This window comes from Demequina salsinemoris (assembly GCF_000974805.1).
GTDB lineage: Bacteria > Actinomycetota > Actinomycetes > Actinomycetales > Demequinaceae > Demequina > Demequina salsinemoris.
Genome location: NZ_BBQZ01000002.1, coordinates 68,973 through 93,094, shown reverse-complemented (window position 1 = coordinate 93,094; position 24,122 = coordinate 68,973). Strand labels below are relative to the sequence as shown.

Sequence of the window (24,122 nt, the reverse complement as noted above, 5' to 3'; positions counted from 1 at the left end):
TCCCTCTAGCCACGCCCCATGAACGCGTCCTTGAGGCGCGAGAACACGCCCCCGCCGATCGGTGCGAGCCGCGCCTCGGGCATCTCCTCGCCGCGCAGCTTCGCGAGCCTCGTCATCAGCTCCTGCTGCTCGTCGGTGAGGTCCGTGGGGGTGAGCACGTCGAGGTGCACGAACAGGTCGCCACGGCCCGGTCGCTGCAGACGACCGACGCCGAGCCCCTTGAGGCGCACGGTGTGGCCCGAGTGCGTGCCCTGGGGGACATCGACCTCCTGCGCGCCGTCGAACGTGTCGACCGTGAGCACCGTGCCGAGCGCGGCCGCGGTCATCGGCACCTCGAGCGTGCAGTGCAGGTCGTCGCCGCGGCGCTCGAAGGTCTTGTGCGACGTCTCGCGGATCTCGACGTACAGGTCGCCCTTCGGCCCGCCGCCGACGCCGGCGTCGCCCATGTGCGGCAGGCGGATGCGGGTGCCGGTCTCGACGCCCGCGGGGATGTCGACCTTGATCGTGTGGCGAGAGTGCGTGCGGCCGCGGCCGGCGCAGTCGGGGCACGGGGACTGGATGATCGTGCCGTAGCCGCCGCAGTCGGGGCACGGCGAGGTCGTCATGACGTTGCCGAGCAGGGAACGCGCGACGCGCTGCACCTGGCCCTGACCGCGACAGGTCGAGCAGGTCGAAGGCTGGGTGCCCGGCGCGCAGCACGAGCCGGAGCACGTCGAGCACACGTCGGCGAGGTCGACGACGACCTCGTGATTCACGCCGAACACGGCCTCCTCGAGGCTCACCTCGACGCCGACGAGCTGGTCGCCGCCACGCTGGACCCGCGACTGCGGACCCCGCTGCTGGCCTCCGAACGGGCTGCCCCCGCCGAAGAACGACTCGAAGATGTCCTCGAAGCCGAAGCCCTGGGCCCCGCCCTGCGAGCCGGCGGTCGCGCGCGGGTCGACGCCGCGGTCGTACATGGCCTTCTTCTCGGGGTTCGAGAGCACCTCGTAGGCCGCGCCGACCTCCTTGAAGCGCTCCTCGCCGTCAGGTCCGGCGACGTCGGGATGGTTCTCGCGCGCGAGCTTGCGATACGCCTTCTTGATCTCGGCCTCGCTGGCGTTGCGGTTCACGCCGAGAACGGCGTAGTAGTCCTTCAAGAATCAACCACCTTGGAGAGGTATCGGGCGACCGCGCGAACCGCGGCCATGGTCGAGGGATAGTCCATGCGGGTGGGGCCCAGGGCCCCGAGCAGGGACACGGAGGGGCCGCTGCCGTACCCGGCGGCGACGATCGAGGTGCGTGCGAGCGCCTCGTTCTGAGTCTCGTGACCGATGCGGACCGCCACGTCGGCGTCGCCCGCGGTCATCTCGTGCAGCAGGCGGAGGAGCACGACCTGCTCCTCGAGCGCATCCAGCACGGGGCCGATCGCGTCGGCTTGAAGGTCGCTGCCGCGCGCGAGATTGGAGGTGCCGGCGAACACCACGCGCTGGACCGCGCCGCCGTAGGCCGCCTGCATGATCGCCTGCGCCACCCCGCCGGCCCAGGCCGGCTGACCGGGGCGATCCGCCCAGGCGTCGAGCCTCGGCTCGAGCGCGGACGGCGTGCGGCCGACGGCGATCTCGTTGATCTCGCGGACCGCGCGGTCGACCTCCTCCTGGCGCACGGGGGCGGTGAGGGCGACGTTGGCCTGCTCGACGCGCGCGTCGGCGCTGATCACGACCACGAGGATGCGATCCAGCCCCAGGACGACGAGCTCGACGCGGCGGACCGCGCTCTCGCGCAGCGACGGGTACTGGACCACCGCGACCTGCTGCGTCAGCTGGCTCAGCATGCGCACCGAGCGCTCGATCACGTCATCCAGGTCGACCGCGTCGGACAGGAAGGTCGTGATCGCTCGCTTGTGGCTGTCGGGCAGCGCGGCGTGCGCGAGGTAGTCCACGAAGGAGCGGTAGCCGGCGTCGGTGGGGATGCGCCCCGCGGAGGTGTGCGGCTGGGCGATGAGCCCCTCCTCCTCGAGGATCGCCATGTCGTTGCGGATGGTCGCGGGGGACACCCCGAGACCGGTGCGGGCCGCGAGCGCCTTGGAGCCGATCGGCTCGGAGGTCTCGACGTAGCCCTCGACGATGGCTCGCAGCACCGCACGCCTGCGCTCCTCGCTCATGCCGCTCCACCTCCCGTGATCCCGCTGGCACTCTCAGTCCGTGAGTGCCAATTCTAGCGTCGCCCCCGACACCCTCTCCATGATGCGGCGCAGACGTGCGACACGTCACCGTTCCGCGACCCCTCAAGGGCACGACACCCCATGCCAATACCTGGAGATTCCGCACGAGATGCCCGGTGATCGCTACATTGGAGGTGTCGGCGAACACCTCGGGGGACATGCTCGACACCCGGGCGCGTCGCGCCGACCAGACCGCACCATATGTCCCAACAACAGAAGTGGTGAGAACGATGTCAGAGACGCCCCCTCCCCCGCCGCCCACCTCGCCGACACCGCCGCCGGCGTCGGGCTCCAACCCCAACCAGATGGCCTCGTTCGCGCATCTCGGCGTGATCCTCGGATTCCTGGTCCCGCTCATCATCTGGCTCGTCGGCAAGGACCAGAGCCCGTTCATCGACGAGGAGGGCAAGAAGGCACTCAACTTCGGCATCCTCGTGTCGATCGCCTACTTCCTGTCGTGGATCCCGTTCATCGGCTGGCTGCTGTCGCTCGCCGCGTTCGTCGCCGCGATCATCTTCGGCATCCAGGGCTTCCAGGCCGCGAGCAAGGGCCAGCCCTACACCTACCCGTTCACGATTCCGCTCGTGAAGTAGCGCTCAGGGTTCACCCCGAGCGCACAATCAGGGCCCCGCTCCTTCCGCAGAGGGATGCGGGGCTCTGCCGCGTCGTGGGACGGTGAGGACATGAACGACACCGACCGCACCGAGGGCGCCGAGACGACGCCTGACGCCGCACCTCAGGACGCCGCCGGCACCCAGGCCGAAGGCGTCAGCCAGCCTCCCGCGCTCGAGGCCGGCCCCACCGCATCGTCCTCTTCCGAGGCACCGTCTGCGGACAGCACCATCCCGCCCTACGCGGGCCAGCAGCAGACGGGGCAGCAGACGGGGCAGCAGTACGGCCAGCAGCCTCCCGCGCAGCAGCCCTACACGCCGCAGCGGATGCTCGAGTCCGAGGCCCGCAACTGGTCCATGCTCATCCACATCATCGCCGGGGGCGCCGCGCTGCTGTCTGCCGGTACCGTCTCCTGGCTCGTCCCGCTCGTGCTGTGGCTCATCTTCAAGGACCGCTCGGCCCTGATCGATCACCACGGCAAGCAGCAGCTCAACCTCCAGCTGACGGTTCTCATCTCTGGCGTCGCAGCCGTGGTGCTCGGCCTGCTCATGCTCGTCGTCGGCCTCGCGATCACGCTCCCGCTGTGGGGGATCTACGTGCTCTACTCGATCGTGATCTCGTTCGTCGCCGGAGTGAAGGCGAACAACGGCGAGTACTACAAGATCCCGCTCATGATCCCGTTCGTGCGCTGACGCACCTCTCACCCCGACGCCCCGCGGCCGCTCCGTACCCGGCCAGCGGGGCGTCTGCGCGCCCGCGCTCGCTAGCATCGACCGCGTGCTCCGCTTCGACGACCCGCTCCCCAGCCGCCCTCGGAGGGTGGTCGTCGCCGGGGTGTCGGGCGCGGGGAAGTCGACGCTCGCGCGAGCGATCGCCGCGAGCATCGACGCGCGCTACACCGAGCTCGATGCCCTCTTCCACGGCCCCGACTGGACGCCTCGCCCCGAGTTCGTGGACGAGATGACGGCGCTCGCTCAGAGCGATGCCTGGGTGACCGAGTGGCTCTACGACTCCGCGCGTCCGGTCCTCGCCGCGCGCGCCGACCTGCTCGTGTGGCTGGACCTGCCGTTCCTCACCGTGATCCTCCCGCGCGTGGTCCGCCGCACCATCCGGCGCAGCGTCCGACGCGAGGAGCTCTGGAACGGCAACGTCGAGCCGCCGCTGTGCACCTTCTTCACGGACCGCGAGCACATCGTCAAGTGGGCCTGGTCCACCCGTCACCTCAACCGGACGCGCGTGCCGGAGGCCGCCGAGTCCAATCCCTGCCTCACGGTGGTCAGGCTGCGATCGCAGCGCCAGGCCGACGCGTGGCTCGCCGGCCCGCTCGCGGCTTCCACGTAGTGCGCGCTGGAATCGCATGGCGCCCGAAATCGAGCAGGATTCCGGGCGCTATGCGATTCCAGGAAGCCCGAGCCGACCGGCGACCGTGGTCAGTAACCGTTCGCGGCACCACTGAGGTCGATCCACCACGTCCCGCCAGCCGAATCTGATGACCGCGTAACCCGCGGCGGTGAGATCCGTCTGGCGATTGCGGTCCTCATCGCGTGCCGACCTGGTGGAGTGGTAGCGGTCTCCGTCGAGCTCACCTACCACCATGGCCCGCCTGTGGAGCATGTCGACAGTCGGTCTGCGGCCCGGAAGCACGAGTGGAACCTGCCACTCGAACTCGCGGAACCTGGCGCCGGTGAAGACCTCATGCTTGGCACGCACCTCCAGCGGCGTGGTCGCGCCCTCGGCGAACCATCCGAGCATCCGCTCCAGGTCGCGCCGTCCTGCGACGCGCACAGCTCGGTCGAGTTCGACCCTCAGCTGCCGCCAGGTGCAGGCGCGAGCCCACAGGGACTCCCACACGATGTCGCGGCGTTCCTCCTCAGGCGCGCTCCGCCAAGCGTCGAGCAGTGCTCGCGCTGGCGTGACGCAGTCCACCCCATCGAGGTGGCACGACGTGCGCGGCACCGCATGCTGGTGGACGCGCACCCATGACGGCGGTCGCAGGGCGCGACCAGGTCCAGCGACCACGTCCGCCACGGGAGGCACCGGCAGCGAGTCATCGCACAGATGCAGCGCAAGGCGGCCGGTCACGAGCGTCCGCGGTGCCCACAGGTTGAGCGCCTCGCCGCGGACGCGAGGCGAGGCCACGTGCGTTGTCCCGCAGTAGACGCCAGGAAGCACTCTGGTCGCGGCGCCGCCCGATAGCGTGGATTCGAGCGCATGCTTGCTCCACCGCGCCAGCAGCTCCCGGCGTGAGAACGCATGACTGTTGGACACGAGAAAGTCGGACAAGGGGAGTTCCAGCCCCGTGAGGTCCGGCAGGATGCGCATGAACGGATTCGACCACCGGCGACTCGCTCGCTTCGTGGCCGCCGCACACCTGTGGACTCCCGGGTGCGGCCGCGCAGCCTTGTGGAGATGCGTCCTGGAATCGCATGGCGCCCGAAATCGAGCAGGATTCCGGGCGCCCTGCGATTCCAGGAGGCAGACCGCAGTTCAGGTCAGCGCGCGCACCGCGGCGTCGGCGAGAAGGCGCCCCTTAAGGGTGAGCAGCAGTGTCCCTGCCAGCGCCGCACGCCCGTCCAGCAGCCCCTCAGCCACGAGCCGCGCGACCTCGGCGGGGCGGCGCTCGGGCAGATCGCCGACGGGCATCCCCTCGGCCAGCCGCAGCCGCAGCATCACGGACTCGAGCGCCAGGTCCTCGGCCGTGAGCGGCTCGCGCTCGGCCTCGGGGGACTCCCCTGCCGCGAGCCGGTCCGAGTAGGCCCGCGGGTGCTTGACGTTCCACCACCGCTCGGCGCTTAGCTCCTCCCCGGACGCCCCGACGCGCGGGCCAAGGTAGGAGTGAGCGCCAGGTCCGATCCCCCACCAGTCCTGGCTGCGCCAGTAGGCGACGTTGTGCCGACAGACCTGGGCCGGCGTGCGCGCCCAGTTGGACACCTCGTACCAGGCATAACCCGCCGCAGCGAGGCGCTCCTCGGCCAGCTCGTACATGTCGGCCTGGGTGTCGAGGTCCACGGCCTCGATCTGGCCGCGCCGCAGCTGCGCCCCCATCCGCGTGCCAGGCTCGATCACGAGCGCGTAGGCCGAGATGTGGTCCGGTTCCAGAGCGATCGCCGTGTCGAGGCTCGCCTCCCAGTCGGAGAGCGACTCCCCCGGCGTGCCGTAGATGAGGTCGAGCGACACGGACAGCCCGGCCTCGCGCGCCCACTCCACCGCCCTGCCGACATTCTCGGGCTCGTGCGTGCGCTCGAGCGTCGCGAGCACGTGGGGAACCGCGGACTGCATCCCGAAGGACACTCTGGTGAACCCGGACGATGCGAGGGTCGCCAACGACTCGCGCGTCACCGAATCGGGATTGGCCTCGGTGGTGACCTCCGCGCCCCGAGCCAGCCCCCACGTCGTCCGCACGCCGTCAAGGAGGGACGACAGCGCCGCCGCGTCGAGCATCGTCGGCGTCCCTCCGCCGAAGAAGACCGTGGAGGCCGCGCGCCCGTCCCCCGCCATGACCGAGCCTGCGAGTGCCATCTCGGCGAGCGCCGAGGACACGTAGCCCTCGCGGGTCGCGCCGCCTACCTCGGACGGCGCGTACGTGTTGAAGTCGCAGTATCCGCACCGCACGCGGCAGAACGGCACGTGGATGTACACGCCGAAGTCGCGCTCGACCAGGGACGATGCTGGCGCCGGGGACGATGCGGGGGCGGGCACCGCTACTTCTTCTTGCCCTTGTCCGAGCCGTCGTCGGCGGTGGACAGCGCGGCGATGAACGCCTCCGGCGGCACCTCGACCGAGCCGATGTTCTTCATGCGCTTCTTACCGGCCTTCTGCTTCTCGAGCAGCTTGCGCTTACGCGAGATGTCACCGCCGTAGCACTTCGCGAGGACGTCCTTGCGGATCGCGCGGATCGTCTCGCGCGCGATGATGCGGGCGCCGATCGCTGCCTGCACGGGGATCTCGAACTGCTGACGGTCGATGAGGTTCTTGAGCTTGCCGACCATCATCACGCCGTACGCGTACGCCTTGTCCTTGTGGACGATCGCGGAGAACGCGTCCACCTGCTCGCCTTGGAGCAGGATGTCGACCTTCACGAGGTCGGCGGCCTGCTCGCCGGCGGGCTCGTAGTCGAGCGAGCCGTAGCCGCGCGTGCGGGACTTGAGCTGGTCGAAGAAGTCGAACACGACCTCGGCGAGCGGCAGCGTGTAGTGCATCTCGACGCGCGTCTCGGACAGGTAGTTCATCGTGCCCATGATGCCGCGGCGCTCCTGGCACAGCTCCATGACGGTGCCGATGAACTCGCTGGGTACCAGGATCGATGCGGCGACGACGGGCTCGCGCACCTCGGAGATCTTGCCCGACGGGAACTCGGACGGGTTGGTCACGGTATAGACCTTGCGGTCCTCCATCTCGACCTCGTAGACCACGTTGGGCGCGGTCGAGATGAGGTCGAGGCCGAACTCGCGCTCAAGGCGGTCGCGCACGATCTCGAGGTGAAGCAGTCCGAGGTAGCCGCAGCGGAATCCGAAGCCCAGCGCGACCGAGCTCTCGGGCTCGAAGACCAGGGACGCATCGTTCAGCTGGAGCTTGTCGAGCGCGTCGCGCAGGACCGGGAAGTCCGAACCGTCCACGGGGAACAGGCCCGAGTAGACCATCGGTCGGGGGTCGCGGTAGCCGCCGAGCGACTGCTGCGCACGACGACCCGCGAGCGTCACGGTGTCGCCGACCTTCGACTGACGCACGTCCTTCACGCCCGTGATGAGGTAGCCGACCTCGCCCACGCCGAGGCCCTTGGACGGCTTCGGCTCGGGGCTGATGACGCCGATCTCGAGCAGGTCGTGGCTAGCGAGCGTCGACATCATGGTGATGCGCTCGCGCGGCTTGAGCGAGCCGTCGACCACGCGCACGTACGTGACGACGCCGCGGTACGTGTCGTACACGGAGTCGAAGATCATGGCGCGCGTCGGGGCGTCGGCGTCGCCGACGGGCGCGGGGATGTCACGGACGACGCGGTCCAGGAGCGCGTCCACTCCCTCGCCCGTCTTGCCGGACACTCGCAGGACGTCGTCCACCTCGCAGCCGATCAGCTGCGCGAGCTCGGCCGCGTAGCGCTCGGGCTCGGCCGAGGGCAGGTCGATCTTGTTGAGCACCGGGATGATGGTGAGGTCGTTCTCCATCGCGAGGTACAGGTTCGCGAGGGTCTGCGCCTCGATGCCCTGCGCCGCATCGACGAGGAGGATCGCGCCCTCGCACGCCGCGAGCGAACGGGAGACCTCGTAGGAGAAGTCGACGTGCCCGGGGGTGTCGATCATGTTGAGCGCGTACGGGGCGCCCTCGACCTGCCACGGCATGCGGACGGCCTGCGACTTGATCGTGATGCCGCGCTCGCGCTCGATGTCCATGCGGTCGAGGTACTGGGCCTTCATCTGGCGCGCCTCGACGACGCCGGTCAGCTGGAGCATGCGGTCCGCGAGGGTCGACTTTCCGTGGTCGATGTGCGCGATGATGCAGAAGTTGCGGATCAGCTCAGGCGCGGTGGCGGCAGGCTCGATGCGGGTGTCGGTCACAGTGGATAAGTGTCCTCGTCGGCGATCTCGTGGGCTTAACGGTCTATGGTCCCACGGTTTTCTGACCTCATGCGCGCCGGAAAGATGCCGATATCCCGTGTGGCGTACCTCACACCCCCAGCAGGGACGCCAAGCGGAGGGACACAGTGATGCGCACGGACGAACTGTTTCGACAGGCGTTCCAGGAGTCGCCTATCGGCATGGCGATCCTCGACGCCCACGGCACGTATGAAGAGGTCAACCCCACGTTCGCCTCGGTGGTCGGGCTCGCGCCCGAGCAGGTGATCGGCCGCTCGTACCTCGACTTCACGCACCCCGACGACCGCCAGACCTCCCTCGAGACGCTCGCGCGAGTGAGCTCGGGCGACGCCCCCTCCGCGCAGATCATCAAGCGCTACCTCAGCAGCGACGGCGAGATCGTGTGGGCGCGGCTGACCGTGTCCGACTCGCGCGGCACCGCGCAGGACCCGCACCACCACCTGCTGGTCCAGGTGGAGGACATCACCGAGGAGCGTCGCGCCAAGACGCTGCTCGCGCACCGCACCCACTACGACCCCCTCACGGGCCTCGCGAATCGTCCGCTGCTGCTCGAGCGGCTCGCGCACGGCCTGCGCGGCCGTCGCGACAGCGGGTCGACCATGGCGTGCGCGTTCCTCGACATCGACCACTTCAAGGTCGTGAACGACTCGCTCGGCCATGACGCGGGCGACGCCCTGCTCAAGGAGATCGCGCGTCGGATCCAGGGCAACACTCGCACGGGAGACATCGTGGCCCGCCTCGGCGGCGACGAGTTCGTCATCGTGTTCGAGGACGTGCCCGATCGCGCCGCCGCCGAGCGCGCGATCGCGTCGGTCGTCGACGTGGTCCAGTCCCCCTTCGAGATCGACGGCCACGAGCTCCTCCCCACCGCATCGATCGGGCTGGCGCTCGCAGAGAAGGACATGACGGCGGAGCAGCTGCTCATGGCCGCGGACACCGCTCTGTCGGCCGCGAAGCGCGGCGGACGCGCGCGGGTCACGACGTACCACCCGCGCATGCGGACGGACGCGATGAGCAAGCTGTCGGTCGAGCTCGAGCTGAGGACCGCCATCAAGGAGGGCCACCTCGAGGTCCACTACCAGCCGATCGTGGACCTTCAGACCCGACGGATCGTGAACTTCGAGGCGCTCGTGCGCTGGCGCCACCCTTCGCGCGGCCTGCTGCAGCCCGACACGTTCATCGGAGTCGCCGAGGAGGCGAACCTCATCGTGCCGCTCGGCGCGTACGTGATCCGCGAGGCGTGCCACTTCATCGCATGGCACCCCGAGTTCACGGGACGCATCCTCGTCAACGTCTCGACCAAGCAGATCGGCGCGGCGGACCTCACCGGCGTGGTCCGCTCGGCGCTCACCGAGACGGGGGTGGACCCCTCGCGCATCGGCCTCGAGATCACCGAGACGGGGATGCTGCTGGCGACGCCCGCGGCGAAGTCCGACCTCGCGTCGCTCACCGCGCTCGGCATCGACCTCGTGATCGACGACTTCGGCACCGGGTACTCGTCGCTGTCCTCGGTGCTGCTCAACCCCGTCGCGGGGCTCAAGCTCGCGCGCGAGTTCACGCTGCGGCTCGGGGACCTGGCCACGGGAGACCGCATCTCGCTCGCGATGGCGGCGCTCACGCGCTCGTTGCAGCTCTACGGCGTCATCGAGGGCATCGAGACGGAGGCGCAGTACGCGATCGCGCGTCGTCACGGGTGGACCTACGGACAAGGATTCCTCTTCGGCCACGCCGTTCCCGCCGACCGGATCCGGTTCGACGACGACGGCACCGCCCGCATCCCGACTGAGAAGCGACCAGTGAACTCCACGCCCGATCGCCCGCGGCTGTGGGCCGAGGCCCCCGAGTCGCCGGCCGCCTCGGACACGACCGCGTCGCCGCTCCAGCGACTCCGCCCCGACATCGACGAGGCGATCCTGATCCGCGGCACCGAGGCCCGCCTCTGAGCGCTGGACCGCCTCGCTGAGCGCCTCGGCGACACCTGTGGCAGGCTCCCTGCCATGAGCCGCAGCGACATCCCCTATCTGCTCGTCGCGCTCGTCGTGCTCATCGCGATCCTGCGCGCGCGCAGGCGCACCCCCTCGCGTGGCCGTGCCCCAGCGCTGGGACGCACGTCGGCGTACCCCGGCGACTTCACGGGCAAGGTCGATCTCGCGTACGCGCCGAGCGCGGACGGCTCGCCGGACCCCGGAGAGGTCGTGTGGACCTGGGTGCCGTTCGAGGAGGACCACTCGCAGGGCAAGGATCGCCCGGTGCTGCTGATCGGCAACGACGGCCCGTGGCTCCTCGGCCTCCAGCTCACCTCGAAGGACCACGACCTCGACGCGGCCAAGGAGGCGCGCTACGGCCGCTACTGGATGGACATCGGCACGGGCGCCTGGGACCGTCAGGGTCGCCCGAGCGAGGTACGACTCGATAGAATCGTGCGAGTCGACCCCTCCGCGGTGCGCCGTGAGGGCGCCGCACTCGATCGCACGAGGTTCTCCGCGGTCGCAAGGTCGCTTTCGGACCACCATCGGTGGTAAAGTAGGAGGCCGTGCGCGCGCGAGTCGTTCGCGCCGCCCCAGAACTTCAGCCCCACTACCCAAGGACAACCGTGGCTAACATCAAGTCGAAGATCAAGCGCATCGGCACCAACGAGAAGGCTCGCCTGCGCAACGTCGCCGTCAAGTCTGAGCTCAAGACCAACGTGCGCAAGGTCCGCGAGGCCATCGCGGCCGGTGACAAGGACAAGGCCGAGGCCGCTCTGTCCACCGCGTCGGTCAAGCTCGACAAGGCCGTCTCCAAGGGCGTCATCCACAAGAACCAGGCCGCGAACCGCAAGTCGGCTCTCGCGAAGCAGGTCGCCGCTCTCTAAGCGCGCCTCACCCGCAGCTTCGGCGCCCCGTACCGCTCACGCGGTCCGGGGCGCTTCTGCGTGTCAGGGACGATGCGGCGCTGAAGTCGGCTGCGCTCAGCCGCGCGCGAGGTCGGCGACGACGCGCACCGCGCGCTCGAGAGCGAAGTGCGGCGCTCGCGAGGCGCCCTTGATCTCCGCATCGGCCCTTGCGATCGCCTCGATCGCCGCCGCGAGCCGGTCGGCGTCCCACATGCGCAGGTCCTTCTTGGCGCGGTCGGCCTGCCATGGCGCGAGCCCGAGATCCTTGACGGGGTCGAGCCGGCGACCGCGTGCCGCTCCCACCTTGGCGAGCGTGCGGAGCTTGGACGCGATGGCGGCGACGAGCGGCACGGGGTCCGTGCCTGTGGCGACGGCGTGACGCACGAGTGCGAGCGCCTCCCCCGTCCTCCCCGCGATCGCGGCGTCGGCGACGGCGAACCCCGTGGCGTTGACGCGGGTGCCGTAGTACCGGGCGACATGCTCCTCGGTGAGCGAGCCGTCCACGTCGTTCATGAGCTGGCGGCAGGCGGCCGCGACCTCCGCGACGTCGCTGCCCACGGAGTCGACGAGAGCTCGCACCGCGCGGGCCGCGATCGGGCGCGAGGCACGCGCGAACTCCCCCATCGCGAACTCGACGACCTCGGCGTCCTTCTTGATCGCCGGGCACGAGTACACGGGCACCTGGTTCTTCTTGAGGGTGTCCAGCAGCTTCTTGCCGCGCACCCCTCCGCCGTGCCGGATGACGACGGTGACCTCGGGATCGGGAGCCGCCGCGTAGGCGAGCGCGTCGGCGAGGAACTCGTCGTTCATGCGCTCGGCGCCTTCGACGACCACGAGCCCGGGGTCATCGAACAGCGAGGGGCTCGCTGCGGCGATCAGGGCGCCCTTGCTGTAGCTGCCCGCGTCGAGGACGGTGGTCGCGACGGTGGCTCCGCCGCGCCTCAGCGCTCCGGCGATCCGCTCGACAGCGCGCGCCCCGAGCAGCTGCTCGGGACCGGAGACCAGGACGATCGGTGCGGGCGCCGCGGCGTGCCAGGGACGGTCCGATGAGGAGCGGGCTGCGGGCATGGCCCTAGCCTGCCACGACCGTCGGACACCGCGATGCCACGGTGAGCCCGTCGTCGGGAGACAGCACGATCGTGCCGCACTCATCCGTACGGAACGTCGCCGCCCCGGCCGCCTCGTACAGCGCGAGCGCGCTCGCCGCGGGATGTCCGTAGGTGTTGTCCTCGCCGACGGAGACGAGCGCGACGGCCGCGTGGAGGTCGTCGGCCAGCCCTAGGTCCTGGCTGGCCGAGCCGTGGTGCGCGACCTTCACGGCGGTGAGCTCGAGGGGCTCGATCGCGTCGGCCAGCTCCGCCTGCGCATCCGCCTCGAGGTCGCCGAGCACGACGATGGACAGTCCGCCCGACTCGATCAGCAGCGCGAGGCTCTCGTCGTTCACCGCGGAGCCGTCGTCGGCCTGCGCCGGGGCATGCCCGGCTGTGCCATCGGTCGGCAGCACGAGCACGGTCGCCTCCCCCACGCTCGCGGTCGTCCCCGCGTCCGGCACCGTCGGCGAGATCCCGAGCGCGTCGAGGTCCGCGCCGGCGCTTGCGCCCGCCTCCCCGAGCGCCGCGGACGACCACCACACTGCGTCCACGCCCGCGACGGAGGCGACCTCGTCGATCGCGCCGTCGTGATCCGCATGAGGATGGGTGAGGATCAGCAGAGGCACGCGCTCCACCCCGAGGCTCGCGAGGCACTCGCCGGCTCCCCCGCCTGGCCCCGTGTCGACGACCACCGCGGAGTCCTCGCCTGCTCTCACCACGGTCATGTCGCCCTGGCCGACGTCGCACGAGGCGATGCGCCAGGCGTCGGGCACGTCCGCCACCAGGAGCGCCGAGGCGGTCCGCACGCTCGCGACGAGGACGGCGAGACCCCCGACCGCGCCGGCCCACCGCAGTGACGGCGGCCCCGATCCGGCCGCCACCGCCACGCAGACCAGCAGGGCCACCGCGCAGGCCACGCCCTCGCCGCCCGCGGGCCAGGGCAGGCTCGCGCCAGGCGCCCCGGCGAGAAGCCGCGCGATGCGCGCGATCGGCAGGGCGAGCATCCCGAGCAGCGCCGCGAGCACGCTCGCGCCGGTCAGCGCCAGCGACGAGGCGATGACCCCGATCGCGCCGAGCGTCACGATCGGCGCTGCGAAGGGCACCGCGGCCAGGTTCGCGGCGACCGCCCACGAGGGCAGCGAGGGGCTGAGCAGCACGAGCACCGGCATGCACGCGAGCTGGGCCGCTGCGGGGATGCTGACGGCCATCGCGGCGAGCCCTCCGAGCGGACGCGTCAGCGCGCGGCGCAGCGCGGGCGCGAGCAGCACGATGCCTGTGACGGCGCTCACCGACAGCGCCATCCCGTACTCGATCGCGAGGTAGGGGTCCCAGGCCACGAGCACGATCACGCTCGTCGCGAGGGCCGGCATCGCCTGCGCGGGGCGGCCCCAGAGTCCGCCGACCGCGCCGACGCAGGCCATCGCGAGCGACCGCGCGACGGACGGCTGCGGCAGGACGAGCATCGCGAAGGCGGACATCCCGGCGAGCAGGCCGAGCAGCCTCGCCCGGCGACCGATCGGCAGCGCCCGAAGCGCGGCTCCGAGCAGCCCCGCGATGATCGCGAGGTGAGCGCCCGACACCGCCGTCAGGTGGGTCAGGCTCACCTCGCGCAGGTCGGCCCTCTGCTCGTCCGGGATCGCGGAGTCGTCCCCGATCACCATGCCGCGCACCAGACCCCGCACCTCGTCGTCCAGCCCGGCGGTCGCCGTGCGGAAGGAGGCACGGGACTGGGCGACGAGCGCCGCGGCGCCCGCGGGCGGGTGGACCGAGACCAGGTCGCCGCCCCAGACGAGCGCGACCGCACGGCCGACTCCGGCGTCGTCGAGCTGGGCGACCAGCGTCACGGTGTCGCCCACGACCAGCTCCGCCCACGCATCGTCCACGATCGCGACGACGCGACCCGCCGTCGGCGTCGCGGCGCCGCCGGTCGCGACCGAGACGGAGTCGAGGTCGACCCGCAGGCGTGGCTCACCCGTGAAGGTGTCCGCGCGGGTCGGCTCGGGGTCCGCCGCGACGACTGCGGTCAGCGTCACGTCTCCCTGCTCGACGAGCGCCACGAGCGGCTCCTCGCGAGCCAGCCTCGCCCCGCCGACGAGCAGCACCGCCGCCCCGGCGACGACAGGAACCGCGACCATCGGCGCGGCGCGCGGCGCGCGCAGGGCCACCCCTGCCGCGATCACCCCCAGGCCCGCGGCCACCGCCCAGCCCGCTCCGGCCTGCCCGGTCGCCACGAGCATCGCGCATCCCCAGGCCGCGAGCGCGGCGGGCACGAGGCGCAGGTCGTGCCTCGCAGTCATGGCACGACGAGATCCACGAGCTGCGAGACGACGGAGTCGCCGATCCCGGACACGCGAGCAAGATCCTCCACCGACGCGAAGGGACCGTTCTCCTCCCTGTCCGCGACGATCCGTTCGGCGAGGACAGGCCCGATGCCTGGGAGGTCCTCGAGCGCCGCCGCGTCCGCCGTCGACAGGCTCACCTTCCCAGCCGAGGCTCCGGACGCTTCGGACGAGCCCGATGACGATCCCTCCGACCCCGCCGACGGCACGAGGATCTGCTCGCCGTCCACCGGCACGCGCGCGAGGTTCACCGCGCTCAGGTCCGCGTCGGCGAGCGCGCCGCCCGCAGCCTCGATCGCGTCGGCGATCCGCTGCCCCGATGCGAGCTCCACGATGCCCGGTTCGGCGACCTCGCCCGCCACGTGGACCACGACGGTCGCTGCGGAGGCGACGACGGCGACGGCCGAGGCGGACGCCGCAGTCGGCGATCCGACGACGGTGGACTCCTCGAGCGCCTCCGATTCGCCGCCTGATCCGCCGCCGAGCAGCGCCCACGCCACGAGCGCGCCGACACCGACGACGAAGGCGACCGACATCGCCGCCCTCGGCTCGAAGCGCCACCTCACCCGCCTCGCCTCGGTGGGCATCTCGTCGGCGTTGGCTCGCCGGTAGGCGGCCTCGGCCGCGTGCGCGAGAGAGTCCCGCCACCGCGCCCGCACGTCGTCAGCGTCAGGGCGGATCACCGGTTCAATGTTCGGGTCCATGCCGAGACGGTAGGAGCCGAGACGCGCCTCGGTGGGCGCGCCGCAAGCGCCTGGGGAGGGAGAGCCGCGATGCGAGGACTGGGGACGACGCCTGCTCGCAGACGGCTCGGTCCGGGCGGGCCCTCGACCGCGCCCGGGCCCTCTGTCAGATCTCGCGCATCCTCGCGGCAAGGCTCTCGGGCACCTCGGCGACGCACACGGCGACCGCTCCGGCCCCCGCATGCGCGGCGAGCACGGACGACACCGGCCCTGCGACGACCGCAGCCTCGGGAGCGAGCCGACGCACCTCGTCGCGCAGCCCCACGACCACGTCCTCCTGGAGCCCCACCACTGCGGCGACGCTGGAAGTCCCGGGTCGTGACGCATCGTCCGTGCCCATGAGCGCCGCCGCCCGCGACGCGACCGCCGCCCGTGCGCGTCGCGTCGTCCGTTCGCGCCCCTCGACCACGATCGCGCCGTCCCTGACCGTGAGCAGTGGCCGGAGGGACAGCGCCGCGCCGATCGCCGCGGCGGCCGCCGAGAGCCGGCCGCCCTTGCGCAACGGCTCGAGGGAGTCGACCGTGAACAGGCAGCGGGAACCGGACGCGACGACGCGGGCCTCCTCCGCGCAGTCCTCGAGCGGGGCGCCGCCCCGCGCGACCTCAGCGGCCGCAAGAGCCGCGAGCCCCTGAGCCATCGTCACGGTCCCGGAGTCGACGACCTCGGTCGGCACGTCGGCGCCTCCCGCGGCGACGCGCGCGGCGTCGTAGGCGCCGGAGAGCGCGCTCGAGAGCGTCACGATCAGCACCGCGTCGGCGCCACCGGCCACGACGTGGGCGATCGCTCGGGCGTAGGCCTCGACACCGGGGTGCGCGGTCGTCACGGACTCGCCGCGGCCGAGCGCGTCGGCCACTTCGCGGGGCGAGATCCCCTCCCCCTCGGCGTAGGCGGTCGTGCCGACCACCACCGTCAGCGGCACCACGATGAGCCCCGGGGTGAGCGCGAGAGCGTCAGGCAGCGAGGCGGCCGAGTCGGTCACCACCGCCACCCGCGTCGTCATGACGCCAAGGCTAGCGGCCCCGCCGGGCGGGACCGCGATCGCGCGTGGCGAGAGCGCGTCAGATGCGCTCGAGCCGCGTCCACGCGAGCGACTCGTCGGTGGCATCGCCCCTGGCCGTCATCCGATCGAACAGACGGTGGAAGGCCTCGGGCATCTCGGTGGCTGCCGCCATGAACAGCCCGGGACCGGCATTAGCCAGGATCGACATCGGCGACGGCATCACGAGGACGGGTCCCTCGACGTCGAGCGAGATCTGCTCGGGGTCGAGCGAGTCCCCGCTCAGGCCCACCGCCCCCACCGGACGCCTCAGCGACCGCGCCTCGCGGTTCACGAGCTCGCGCACGGCCAGGCGCGCGCCGTCCTCTCCCCGCCCCTGGGCGACCACCGCCGCCTCGTTGCGGTTGACGCGCAGGATGGGGCGCATGGGCTCCACGCCGCCAAGCGAGTCCTCGAGGAGCCGGGCATGACCCGAGCGCCGGAAGTGCTCGAGGGTCTCCACGGTCGCGTACATCTGGGTGCGGTGGCCGACCTCCTGCGCGATGCCCGCGATGGTGTCCGCGCTCGCGCCGCCGATCCCGACCGCGCCCGCCGCGAGCGCCGCGAGCGCCTGGCCGACGGCGACCGTGCCGGTGTCGACGACGGTGACAGGGATGGGCGAGCCGGGTGCGGCCTCGCGCGCGCTCGTCACCGCGTCCGACATGGTGACGCCGCCCATGACGGCGACGATCCTGTCGGCGCCCGAATCCGCCGCGGCCCGGTACAGGTTCGCCATCTCGGCCACCGTGGGAGCCGCGGTCCTCAGGGCTCCCGCGGTGCCGAGCATCGTCGCGGCCGCGTGGGAGCGCACAGGACCGTCCCGATGGGACTCGCCGCCGCCCTCGATGCTGACGGGAACGACGAGCACGCCGAAGGACGCCGCGGCCTGCGGCGCGATGCCGCACGCGGAATCCGTGATCACGGCGACCACGTCCCTTGCCATAGCGTCTCCCTCAGCCGATGCCGGTGTTGGGAGCGCTATCGACGGCGCGCGGGCGCGTGTGAGGGGTCGTGAGCCCTCTCACGAATGCTCAGGACCGCGCTGCGGGACCGCCAGGCGTCAGAGCGTGACGATGTTGACGAGCTTGGGGGCGCGCACGATGACGGTGCGGATGCCGCCGTCGCCGATCGCGCGCTTCGCGCCATCCGACGCGAGCGCGAGCTCCTTGAGCTCGTCCTCACCGATGCTCGGGGACACCTCGAGGCGGTCGCGCACCTTGCCCTTCACCTGGACGATGCAGGTGACGGTCTCCTCGACGAGCAGGGACTCGTCGATGGCCGGGTAGGTCGCGAGCGCGACGTCCTCGTGGCCGAGCATCGCCCACATGTCCTCGGCTGCGTACGGCGCGAAGAGGCTCAGCAGGATCGAGACGACCTCGGCGGCCTCGCGCACGGCGGGGTCGGCCGGGCCCGCGCCCGAGTCGATCGCCTTGCGGGTGACGTTGACGAGCTCCATGACCTTCGCGACGACGACGTTGAAGCGGAAGCCCTCGACGAGCTCCTGCGACTCCTTGAGCGCGCGGTGGGTGTGGGCACGCAGCTCCTGGTCGCCGGTCGCGGGGTCGACACCGGGCTCGGACGTGACGTCGCGGGCCAGGCGCCAGGCGCGGGCGAGGAACTTCGCGGAGCCGGCGGGCGAGACGTCCGCCCAGTCGATGTCGTCCTCGGGCGGGCCGGCGAACGCCATCGTGAGGCGCACGGCGTCCACGCCGAACTCGTCGAGCTGATCAGACAGGCGCACCAGGTTGCCGCGCGACTTCGACATCGCGGAGCCGTCCATCTGGACCATGCCCTGGTTGAGCAGCGCGGTGAAGGGCTCGTCGAAGTCGACCATGCCCATGTCGCGCAGGGCCTTGGTGAAGAAGCGCGAGTACAGCAGGTGCAGGATCGCGTGGGTGACGCCGCCGACGTACTGGTCGATCGGCGCCCACTTCTTCGCCTCGACCAGGTCGAACGGGCCGTCGGTCTTCTCCGGCGAGAGGTAGCGCAGGTAGTACCAGGACGAGTCGACGAACGTGTCCATCGTGTCGGTGTCCCGCTTCGCGGGGGCGTCGCACTTCGGGCAGGTCGTGTTGACCCAGTCGCTCGCGGCCGCGAGGGGCGACTGCCCCTTCGGCTTGAGGTCGAGGCCCTCGGCCGGCGGCAGCGTGATGGGCAGCTGGTCGTCGGGGACCGGGACCTCGCCGCACGTGTCGCAGTGGACGATCGGGATGGGCGTGCCCCAATAGCGCTGACGCGAGATCAGCCAGTCACGCAGGCGGTAGTTGACCGACTTCTCGCCCGCATCGTCCGCGGCGAGCTCCTCGATGACCTTGTCGATGGCCTCAGTCTTGCCCAACCCGTCGAGCGAGCCCGAGTTGACCATGACGCCCTCGCCGGTCGTGGCGATGCCGGACTCGTTCGGGTCAGGGAGACGCGCCCCGTCCTCGTCGCGCACGTCGACGACGACGCGGACGGGCAGGTCCATCGCGCGGGCGAAGTCGAGGTCGCGCTGGTCGTGCGCGGGCACGGCCATGATCGCGCCGTGGCCGTAGTCGGCCAGCACGTAGTCGGAGGCCCAGATCGGCAGGCGCTCGCCGTTGACGGGGTTGATGCCGTACCGCTTGAGGAACACGCCCGTCTTGGGGCGCTCGGTGGACAGGCGGTCGATCTCCGAGGCGTTCTTGACCGACTCGAGGTAGCGGTCGAACTCCTCGCGGACCTCGCCGTCCGAGCCATTGGCAAGCTCGGCGGCCAGGTCGGAGTCCGCGGCGACGACCATGAAGGTCGCGCCGTACAGGGTGTCGGGTCGCGTCGTGTAGATGTCGATGGGCTCGTCGCGGCCCTCGATCGTGAACGTCACGTCGGCGCCATAGGATCGGCCGATCCAGTTGCGCTGCATGGCGATGACCTTGGACGGCCAGGTGCCTCGCAGGTCCTCCAGACCGTCGAGCAGCTCATCCGCGTAGTCGGTGACCTTGAAGTACCACTGCGTGAGCTTCTTCTTGGTGACTGGGGTGTCGCAGCGCTCGCACAGGCCGCCGACGACCTGCTCGTTCGCGAGCACCGTCTGGTCGTGGGGGCACCAGTTGACCTGGCTCGGCTTGCGGTAGGCCAGGCCGCGCTCGAACAGGCGCGTGAACAGCCACTGGTTCCAGCGGTAGTAATCGGGGCGGTGCGTCATCAGCACGCGGTCCCAGTCGAAGGAGCACGCGTAGCGCTTCATCGACGCCTTCTGCTGCGCGATGTTGTCCTCGGTCCAGCCGTACGGGTCGATACCGCGCTTGATCGCGGCGTTCTCCGCGGGCAGGCCGAACGAGTCCCAGCCGATCGGGTGGAGGACGTTGAAGCCCTTCTGGATCCAGTGGCGGGAGATCACATCGCCGAGCGCGTACGCCTCGGCGTGACCCATGTGGAGGTCGCCCGAGGGGTACGGGAACATGTCGAGCACGTACTTCGTGGGGCGTCCGTCAGCCTCGCCGCCCGAGCGGAAGGGCTGGCGCTCCTCCCACACCGGCTGCCAGCGCTCCTCGAGCGCGCGGAAGTCGTAGCGGTTCTCGTCGAAGTTCTCAGCAGGCGTGGTCACCCCAGGATTCTAGCGAGGTGCGCGCACGATGCGGCACGCGGGCGCCGCTCACGGGCGGGCTCAGGCCGTCTGCGTCACCGTCACCCGCACGTCGAGCCCCTCGGTCTCCCCCGCCACCACGCCGGTCAGCGGCGGTACGTCGCGGTACTCGCGTCCGCGCCCCACGATCACGTGGTGGTCGGCGACCTCGCGGTCGTTGGTGGGGTCGAAGCCGTGCCAGTCGCCTGTCCACCACTCGACCCACGCGTGCGACTCGCCTGCGACGGACTCGCCGATCTCGGCGTCGCGCTTGGGGTGCAGGTACCCGGACACGTAGCGCGCGGGGATGCCGACGTGGCGCAGCGCGCCGATCGCGAGATGCGCGAGGTCCTGACACACGCCCGAGTTCGCCGCCCACGCATGCGCGGCAGGCGTATGCACCGACGTCGCACCCGGCACGTACTGGATGCGGTCGTGAAGCACGTCACAGATCGCGCGCGCCGCGAGATCGGGGCTGAGGCGCCCCGCAGCGTCCTCGGCGATCGCCGCGAGCTCCTCGGTCGGCTCGGTCGTGGGGGTGTTGCCCAAGTACTCGCACAGCAGGTCCTTGAAGCGGGGCCCGTCGATCTCGGACCAGCCCACACGTTCGTCGCGCGCCCTGAGCGGCGAGACCTCAACGATCGACGTCCCGACGACGGTGAGCGTCTTGTGGGGCTGCAGCACCTCGAAGGCGACGACCTCGGTCTCCCAGTAGTCGCGGTACGTGGTGCGCCACGTCGACGGCTCGATCTCCACCTTGGAGTCGAGCACGCGCTGACGGGGCAGCCACGCGGGCGTCAGCCTGGCCTCGTTGTAGGAGCTGACGATCTCCGACCCGTACGTGAATCGGGTGCGGTGCTCGATGCGAAGGGTGCTCACAGCGCCTCCTGACTCCACAGCGTCGTCGACGCCGGGAGGAAGTAGCGGTCACGGATCAGGTTCGATGCGGTCGCGCAGGCGCGCTGGACCTCACCCATCTGTCCGGTCAGGTCGGTGAGGATCTCCCTCACGTCGCGGTACTCGAGGTTGGTGCGCGCGCGTCCCAAGGAAAGCCGCGCACGGTTCGACAGCGCCCTTCCGTGCTCGCTGCCCTCGATCTGCTGGAGGATCGTCTCGGCGCGCTCCAGGTTGTACGCGATCGACCGCGGGAACAGCCTGTCCACCAGGAGGAACTCGGCGGCCTTCTCCTCGGTGACGAGCGCGCGCACGGTGCGGAGGTAGGCCTCGTGAGCCGAGCACGACCGCAGCAGCGTCGTCCAGTTGGGGCCCGTCGTCCCCTCGAGATTCCTGGTCATGAGCAGGCGAGCGATCATGTCCGCCCGCTCGAGCGAGCGCCCGAGCTCCATGAAGTACCAGGCGTCGTCGCGCGTCGTCGTGGCCGACATGAGTCCCCAGACGACGGCCGCGCGCTCACGCACCCACACGAAGTAGTCGTGGGGCCGCGGCGAGCGCGCCCACCGGTCCACCTGCATGTGGGTCGTGTTGAGCGACTCCCACACCTCCGTCGAGATGACCTCGCGGGCCCGCCGGGCGTTCTCACGCGCCGCGGACAACGTGCCCGAGATCGAGCTCGGCGAGTCCGTCTGATACGCGAGCGCATGGAGCACGTCCCCACGGCTGACAGGGCCCTCCCACGGCACGCTCATCACGGTGAGCAGGGACGCGTTCGCGCTGGGCTCGTCGACCCACTGGTCCTCGAGCAGCACGTTGAGGTGGACGTCCAGGAGCCGCGCGGTGTTGTCGGCCCTCTCGACGTAGCGGCCGATCCAGAACAGCGACTCGGCGATGCGGGAGAGCATCATGATCCGCTCACCTCCTTCGCCTGCTGCTGCTGTTGCTGCTGCTGGCCGTGCGCCCAGTCCTCGGGATGCGCGTCCTGCGGGACCGAGGCGACGCCCTCGAGCTCGACCTTCGCCTCGGGCGGCGGGACGACGGTGCCGCGATGCCGCACGCCGCCGAGCACCCAGGTGTCCTTGGATCCGCCGCCCTGCGACGAGTTCACGATGAGCTGGCCCTTCTGGAGCGCGACGCGCGTGAGGCCGCCGGGCAGCACCCAGACGTCGTCGCCGTCGTTGATCGCGAAGGGCCGCAGGTCCACGTGACGGGGCTCGAGCCCGTCGTCTGTCAGCGTCGGCACGGTCGACAACTGGATCACGGGCTGCGCGATCCACCCGCGCGGGTCGTCGAGGATCTGCGTGCGGGTGGCCTCGAGCTCCTCCTTGGAGGCCTTGGTGCCGATGACGACGCCCTTGCCTCCCGAGCCGTCCACGGGCTTGACGACGAGCTCGTTCAGCCGGTCAAGCACCTCCTCGCGTGCCTCCTTCTCCTCGAGGCGCCACGTGTCCACGATGGGCAGGATCGGCTCCTCGCCCAGGTAGTAGCGGGTGAGGTCCGGCATGTAGGTGTAGATGAGCTTGTCATCGGCGACGCCGTTGCCGATCGCATTCGCGATCGTGACGTTGCCCAGGCGCGCGGCCTGGACGATGCCGGGGGCGCCGAGCGCGCTGTCGGGCCGGAACTGCACGGGGTCGAGGTAGTCGTCGTCGACGCGACGGTAGATGACGTCCACGCGCCGTCTTCCCGCCGTGGTGCGCATGTAGACGCGCCCGTTGAGGGTCTCGAGGTCGCGGCCCTCGACGAGCTGCACGCCCATCGTGCGCGCGAGCAGCGAGTGCTCGTAGTACGCGGAGTTGAACACGCCGGGCGTGAGGACGACGATCGTCGGGTCGTCGACGCCGTCGGGGGCCGCCTTCGCGAGCGCGGAGCGCAGCCGCTGCGAGTACTCGAGGACCGGCCGCACGCCCATCGCGCCGAACATGTCGGGGTACATCTGGCTCATCGCGCGCCGGTTGGACAGCACGTAGCTCACGCCAGACGGCACGCGTACGTTGTCCTCGAGCACGCGCCAGATGCTGTGCTGATCGCGCACGAGGTCGATGCCGGACACGTGGACGCGCACGCCGTTGGCAGGGTCGACGCCATGGACCGCACGATAGAAGTACTGGCTCGACGCGATCAGCCGGCGAGGGACCACCCCGTCGGTGACGCAGTGCTGCGAGCCGTAGACGTCCGCGAGGAAGGCCTCGAGCGTCCGCACGCGTTGGGCGATGCCGGGCGCGATCACGTCCCACTCGTCGGCGCCGACCACGCGCGGCACGATGTCGAGCGGGAACGGCCGCTCCTCGCCCGCATGGTCGAACGTCACGCCCTGCGCGAGATAGCTCGAGGCGAGCGCCTCGGCCTTGGAATAGAGATCCGCCCCGGACATCCGGTCGATCTCCGCGTACACGCGCTGGTACGGCTCACGGATCTCTCCGTGCACGTCCATCGCCTCGTCCCAGGCCTGGGCCGGCGCGTATCCGGTCCACGGGGTCGACCTGTCGTCGCTCATGAGGCCCAATCTAGTCACGGCGTGTTTCCCAGGCGTGTCAGGGATGTCGCCGGGGCGCGTCGTCCAGGCGCGACCGGCCCGATGCACCCCTATGCCCGCATCGTCCCTCACCGATACGCTCAAGCCATGGCATACCCCAAGGACCTGCTGGCCCCCGATGAGGAGATCGTCGTCGACGAGCGCACCCACTGGAAGGCGCTCATCGGCGCCGTCGCGACCACGATCCTCGCCCTCGTCCTCGGCGGGCTCGCGTGGTGGTGGATGGCGTCGGTCGAGTGGAGCTCAGGGCTCGAGACCGGCGTCGGGATCGCGGTCGCGGTGACCCTGATCGTGTTCGTCGTCTGGCTCGCCGTCTCGCCGTACATCCGCTGGGCCACGACGCACTTCGTCATCACGGACAGGCGCGTCATCTACCGCACCGGGGTGTTCACCAAGAGCGGCATCGACATCCCGCTCGCGCGCGTCAACTCCGTGCAGTTCCGCCATGGCTTCATCGACCAGCTGTTTCGCACGGGCACGCTCATCATCGAGTCCGCCTCCGACGACCCGCTCGAGTTCAACGACATCCCGAACGTCGAGAAGGTCCACGCGATCCTCTACCACCAGGTCAACGAGGTCATCGAGGACGAGGACGAGCGCTGAGCCGCTCCGCACGGCC

The 24,122-nt window shown here is 70.8% G+C and carries 21 protein-coding genes; 7 read left to right on the top strand and 14 right to left on the bottom strand.

Annotation, left to right across the window (positions count from 1 at the left end):
- Nucleotides 1-5 precede the first annotated feature (5 nt).
- A complete protein-coding gene (gene dnaJ, locus AOP78_RS03965; RefSeq protein WP_062201865.1) occupies nucleotides 6-1,139 on the bottom strand; it encodes a molecular chaperone DnaJ in 1,134 nt (377 codons plus the stop codon).
- Nucleotides 1,136-2,143, bottom strand: a complete 1,008-nt coding sequence (gene hrcA, locus AOP78_RS03960) for a heat-inducible transcriptional repressor HrcA (protein WP_062201863.1) — start codon at nucleotides 2,141-2,143, stop codon at nucleotides 1,136-1,138. Before hrcA ends, dnaJ begins: the two co-directional genes overlap by 4 nt.
- Before the next feature lie 290 nt (nucleotides 2,144-2,433).
- On the opposite strand from hrcA, the gene AOP78_RS14695 reads away from it, so the two are divergent.
- From AOP78_RS14695 to AOP78_RS03945, 3 genes are all read left to right on the top strand, one after another.
- Nucleotides 2,434-2,796 (top strand): DUF4870 domain-containing protein, encoded by a 363-nt coding sequence (locus tag AOP78_RS14695; protein WP_160297591.1) that lies wholly within the window; start codon nucleotides 2,434-2,436, stop codon nucleotides 2,794-2,796.
- Nucleotides 2,797-2,886: 90 nt separating this feature from the next.
- A complete protein-coding gene (locus AOP78_RS03950; protein ID WP_062201859.1) occupies nucleotides 2,887-3,507 on the top strand; it encodes a DUF4870 domain-containing protein in 621 nt (206 codons plus the stop codon).
- An 85-nt stretch (nucleotides 3,508-3,592) separates the two neighbouring features.
- Nucleotides 3,593-4,156: a P-loop NTPase family protein gene (locus AOP78_RS03945; protein ID WP_062201858.1), complete on the top strand. Its 564-nt coding sequence runs from the start codon at nucleotides 3,593-3,595 to the stop codon at nucleotides 4,154-4,156.
- A 48-nt stretch (nucleotides 4,157-4,204) separates the two neighbouring features.
- On the opposite strand, the gene AOP78_RS03940 is transcribed toward AOP78_RS03945, so the two are convergent.
- The 3 genes from AOP78_RS03940 to lepA all read right to left on the bottom strand — a co-directional run bounded on the left by AOP78_RS03940 (nucleotide 4,205) and on the right by lepA (nucleotide 8,367).
- On the bottom strand, nucleotides 4,205-4,954 hold the full coding sequence (locus tag AOP78_RS03940; protein WP_160297590.1) for an endonuclease domain-containing protein: 750 nt from the start codon (nucleotides 4,952-4,954) through the stop codon (nucleotides 4,205-4,207).
- A gap of 348 nt (nucleotides 4,955-5,302) precedes the next feature.
- The gene (gene hemW, locus AOP78_RS03935; protein WP_062201854.1) at nucleotides 5,303-6,514 is read right to left on the bottom strand and encodes a radical SAM family heme chaperone HemW; all 1,212 of its coding nucleotides are present in this window, start codon (nucleotides 6,512-6,514) and stop codon (nucleotides 5,303-5,305) included.
- 2 nt (nucleotides 6,515-6,516) lie between these two features.
- Complete coding sequence (gene lepA / locus AOP78_RS03930) at nucleotides 6,517-8,367, bottom strand: translation elongation factor 4 (protein WP_062201852.1); 1,851 nt, start codon at nucleotides 8,365-8,367, stop codon at nucleotides 6,517-6,519.
- A 149-nt stretch (nucleotides 8,368-8,516) separates the two neighbouring features.
- Between lepA and AOP78_RS03925 the strand changes: the two genes are divergently transcribed.
- The 3 genes from AOP78_RS03925 to rpsT all read left to right on the top strand — a co-directional run bounded on the left by AOP78_RS03925 (nucleotide 8,517) and on the right by rpsT (nucleotide 11,260).
- Entirely contained in the window at nucleotides 8,517-10,349 is a 1,833-nt protein-coding gene (locus AOP78_RS03925) for a putative bifunctional diguanylate cyclase/phosphodiesterase (protein WP_083979825.1), read from the top strand.
- 54 nt (nucleotides 10,350-10,403) lie between these two features.
- Nucleotides 10,404-10,928, top strand: a complete 525-nt coding sequence (locus AOP78_RS03920; protein WP_062201847.1) for a type II toxin-antitoxin system PemK/MazF family toxin — start codon at nucleotides 10,404-10,406, stop codon at nucleotides 10,926-10,928.
- A gap of 71 nt (nucleotides 10,929-10,999) precedes the next feature.
- Nucleotides 11,000-11,260 carry a 30S ribosomal protein S20 gene (rpsT, locus tag AOP78_RS03915; RefSeq protein WP_062201845.1) on the top strand — a complete coding sequence of 87 codons (261 nt, stop codon included), beginning with the start codon at nucleotides 11,000-11,002 and terminating at the stop codon, nucleotides 11,258-11,260.
- A 96-nt stretch (nucleotides 11,261-11,356) separates the two neighbouring features.
- Here the strand turns inward: rpsT and holA are convergent, their stop codons facing one another.
- From holA to AOP78_RS03870, 9 genes are all read right to left on the bottom strand, one after another.
- Nucleotides 11,357-12,349: a DNA polymerase III subunit delta gene (holA, locus tag AOP78_RS03910; protein WP_062201844.1), complete on the bottom strand. Its 993-nt coding sequence runs from the start codon at nucleotides 12,347-12,349 to the stop codon at nucleotides 11,357-11,359.
- Nucleotides 12,350-12,353: 4 nt separating this feature from the next.
- Nucleotides 12,354-14,669, bottom strand: a complete 2,316-nt coding sequence (locus AOP78_RS03905) for a ComEC/Rec2 family competence protein (protein ID WP_062201842.1) — start codon at nucleotides 14,667-14,669, stop codon at nucleotides 12,354-12,356.
- Nucleotides 14,666-15,415 carry a ComEA family DNA-binding protein gene (locus AOP78_RS03900; RefSeq protein ID WP_152659396.1) on the bottom strand — a complete coding sequence of 250 codons (750 nt, stop codon included), beginning with the start codon at nucleotides 15,413-15,415 and terminating at the stop codon, nucleotides 14,666-14,668. The genes AOP78_RS03905 and AOP78_RS03900 overlap by 4 nt, the downstream gene beginning before the upstream one ends.
- A 145-nt stretch (nucleotides 15,416-15,560) precedes the next feature.
- Entirely contained in the window at nucleotides 15,561-16,454 is an 894-nt protein-coding gene (locus tag AOP78_RS03895) for a DegV family protein (RefSeq protein WP_160297589.1), read from the bottom strand.
- A gap of 58 nt (nucleotides 16,455-16,512) precedes the next feature.
- Nucleotides 16,513-17,433 (bottom strand): DegV family protein, encoded by a 921-nt coding sequence (locus AOP78_RS03890; protein WP_062201836.1) that lies wholly within the window; start codon nucleotides 17,431-17,433, stop codon nucleotides 16,513-16,515.
- A 117-nt stretch (nucleotides 17,434-17,550) separates the two neighbouring features.
- Complete coding sequence (gene leuS / locus AOP78_RS03885; protein WP_062201834.1) at nucleotides 17,551-20,055, bottom strand: leucine--tRNA ligase; 2,505 nt, start codon at nucleotides 20,053-20,055, stop codon at nucleotides 17,551-17,553.
- A gap of 60 nt (nucleotides 20,056-20,115) precedes the next feature.
- A complete protein-coding gene (locus AOP78_RS03880) occupies nucleotides 20,116-20,952 on the bottom strand; it encodes a transglutaminase family protein (protein WP_062201831.1) in 837 nt (278 codons plus the stop codon).
- Nucleotides 20,949-21,872: an alpha-E domain-containing protein gene (locus tag AOP78_RS03875; protein WP_062202560.1), complete on the bottom strand. Its 924-nt coding sequence runs from the start codon at nucleotides 21,870-21,872 to the stop codon at nucleotides 20,949-20,951. Before AOP78_RS03875 ends, AOP78_RS03880 begins: the two co-directional genes overlap by 4 nt.
- Complete coding sequence (locus AOP78_RS03870) at nucleotides 21,872-23,464, bottom strand: circularly permuted type 2 ATP-grasp protein (RefSeq protein WP_062201830.1); 1,593 nt, start codon at nucleotides 23,462-23,464, stop codon at nucleotides 21,872-21,874. Before AOP78_RS03870 ends, AOP78_RS03875 begins: the two co-directional genes overlap by 1 nt.
- 126 nt (nucleotides 23,465-23,590) lie before the next feature.
- On the opposite strand from AOP78_RS03870, the gene AOP78_RS03865 reads away from it, so the two are divergent.
- Nucleotides 23,591-24,106 carry a PH domain-containing protein gene (locus tag AOP78_RS03865; RefSeq protein WP_062201827.1) on the top strand — a complete coding sequence of 172 codons (516 nt, stop codon included), beginning with the start codon at nucleotides 23,591-23,593 and terminating at the stop codon, nucleotides 24,104-24,106.
- Nucleotides 24,107-24,122 lie beyond the last annotated feature (16 nt).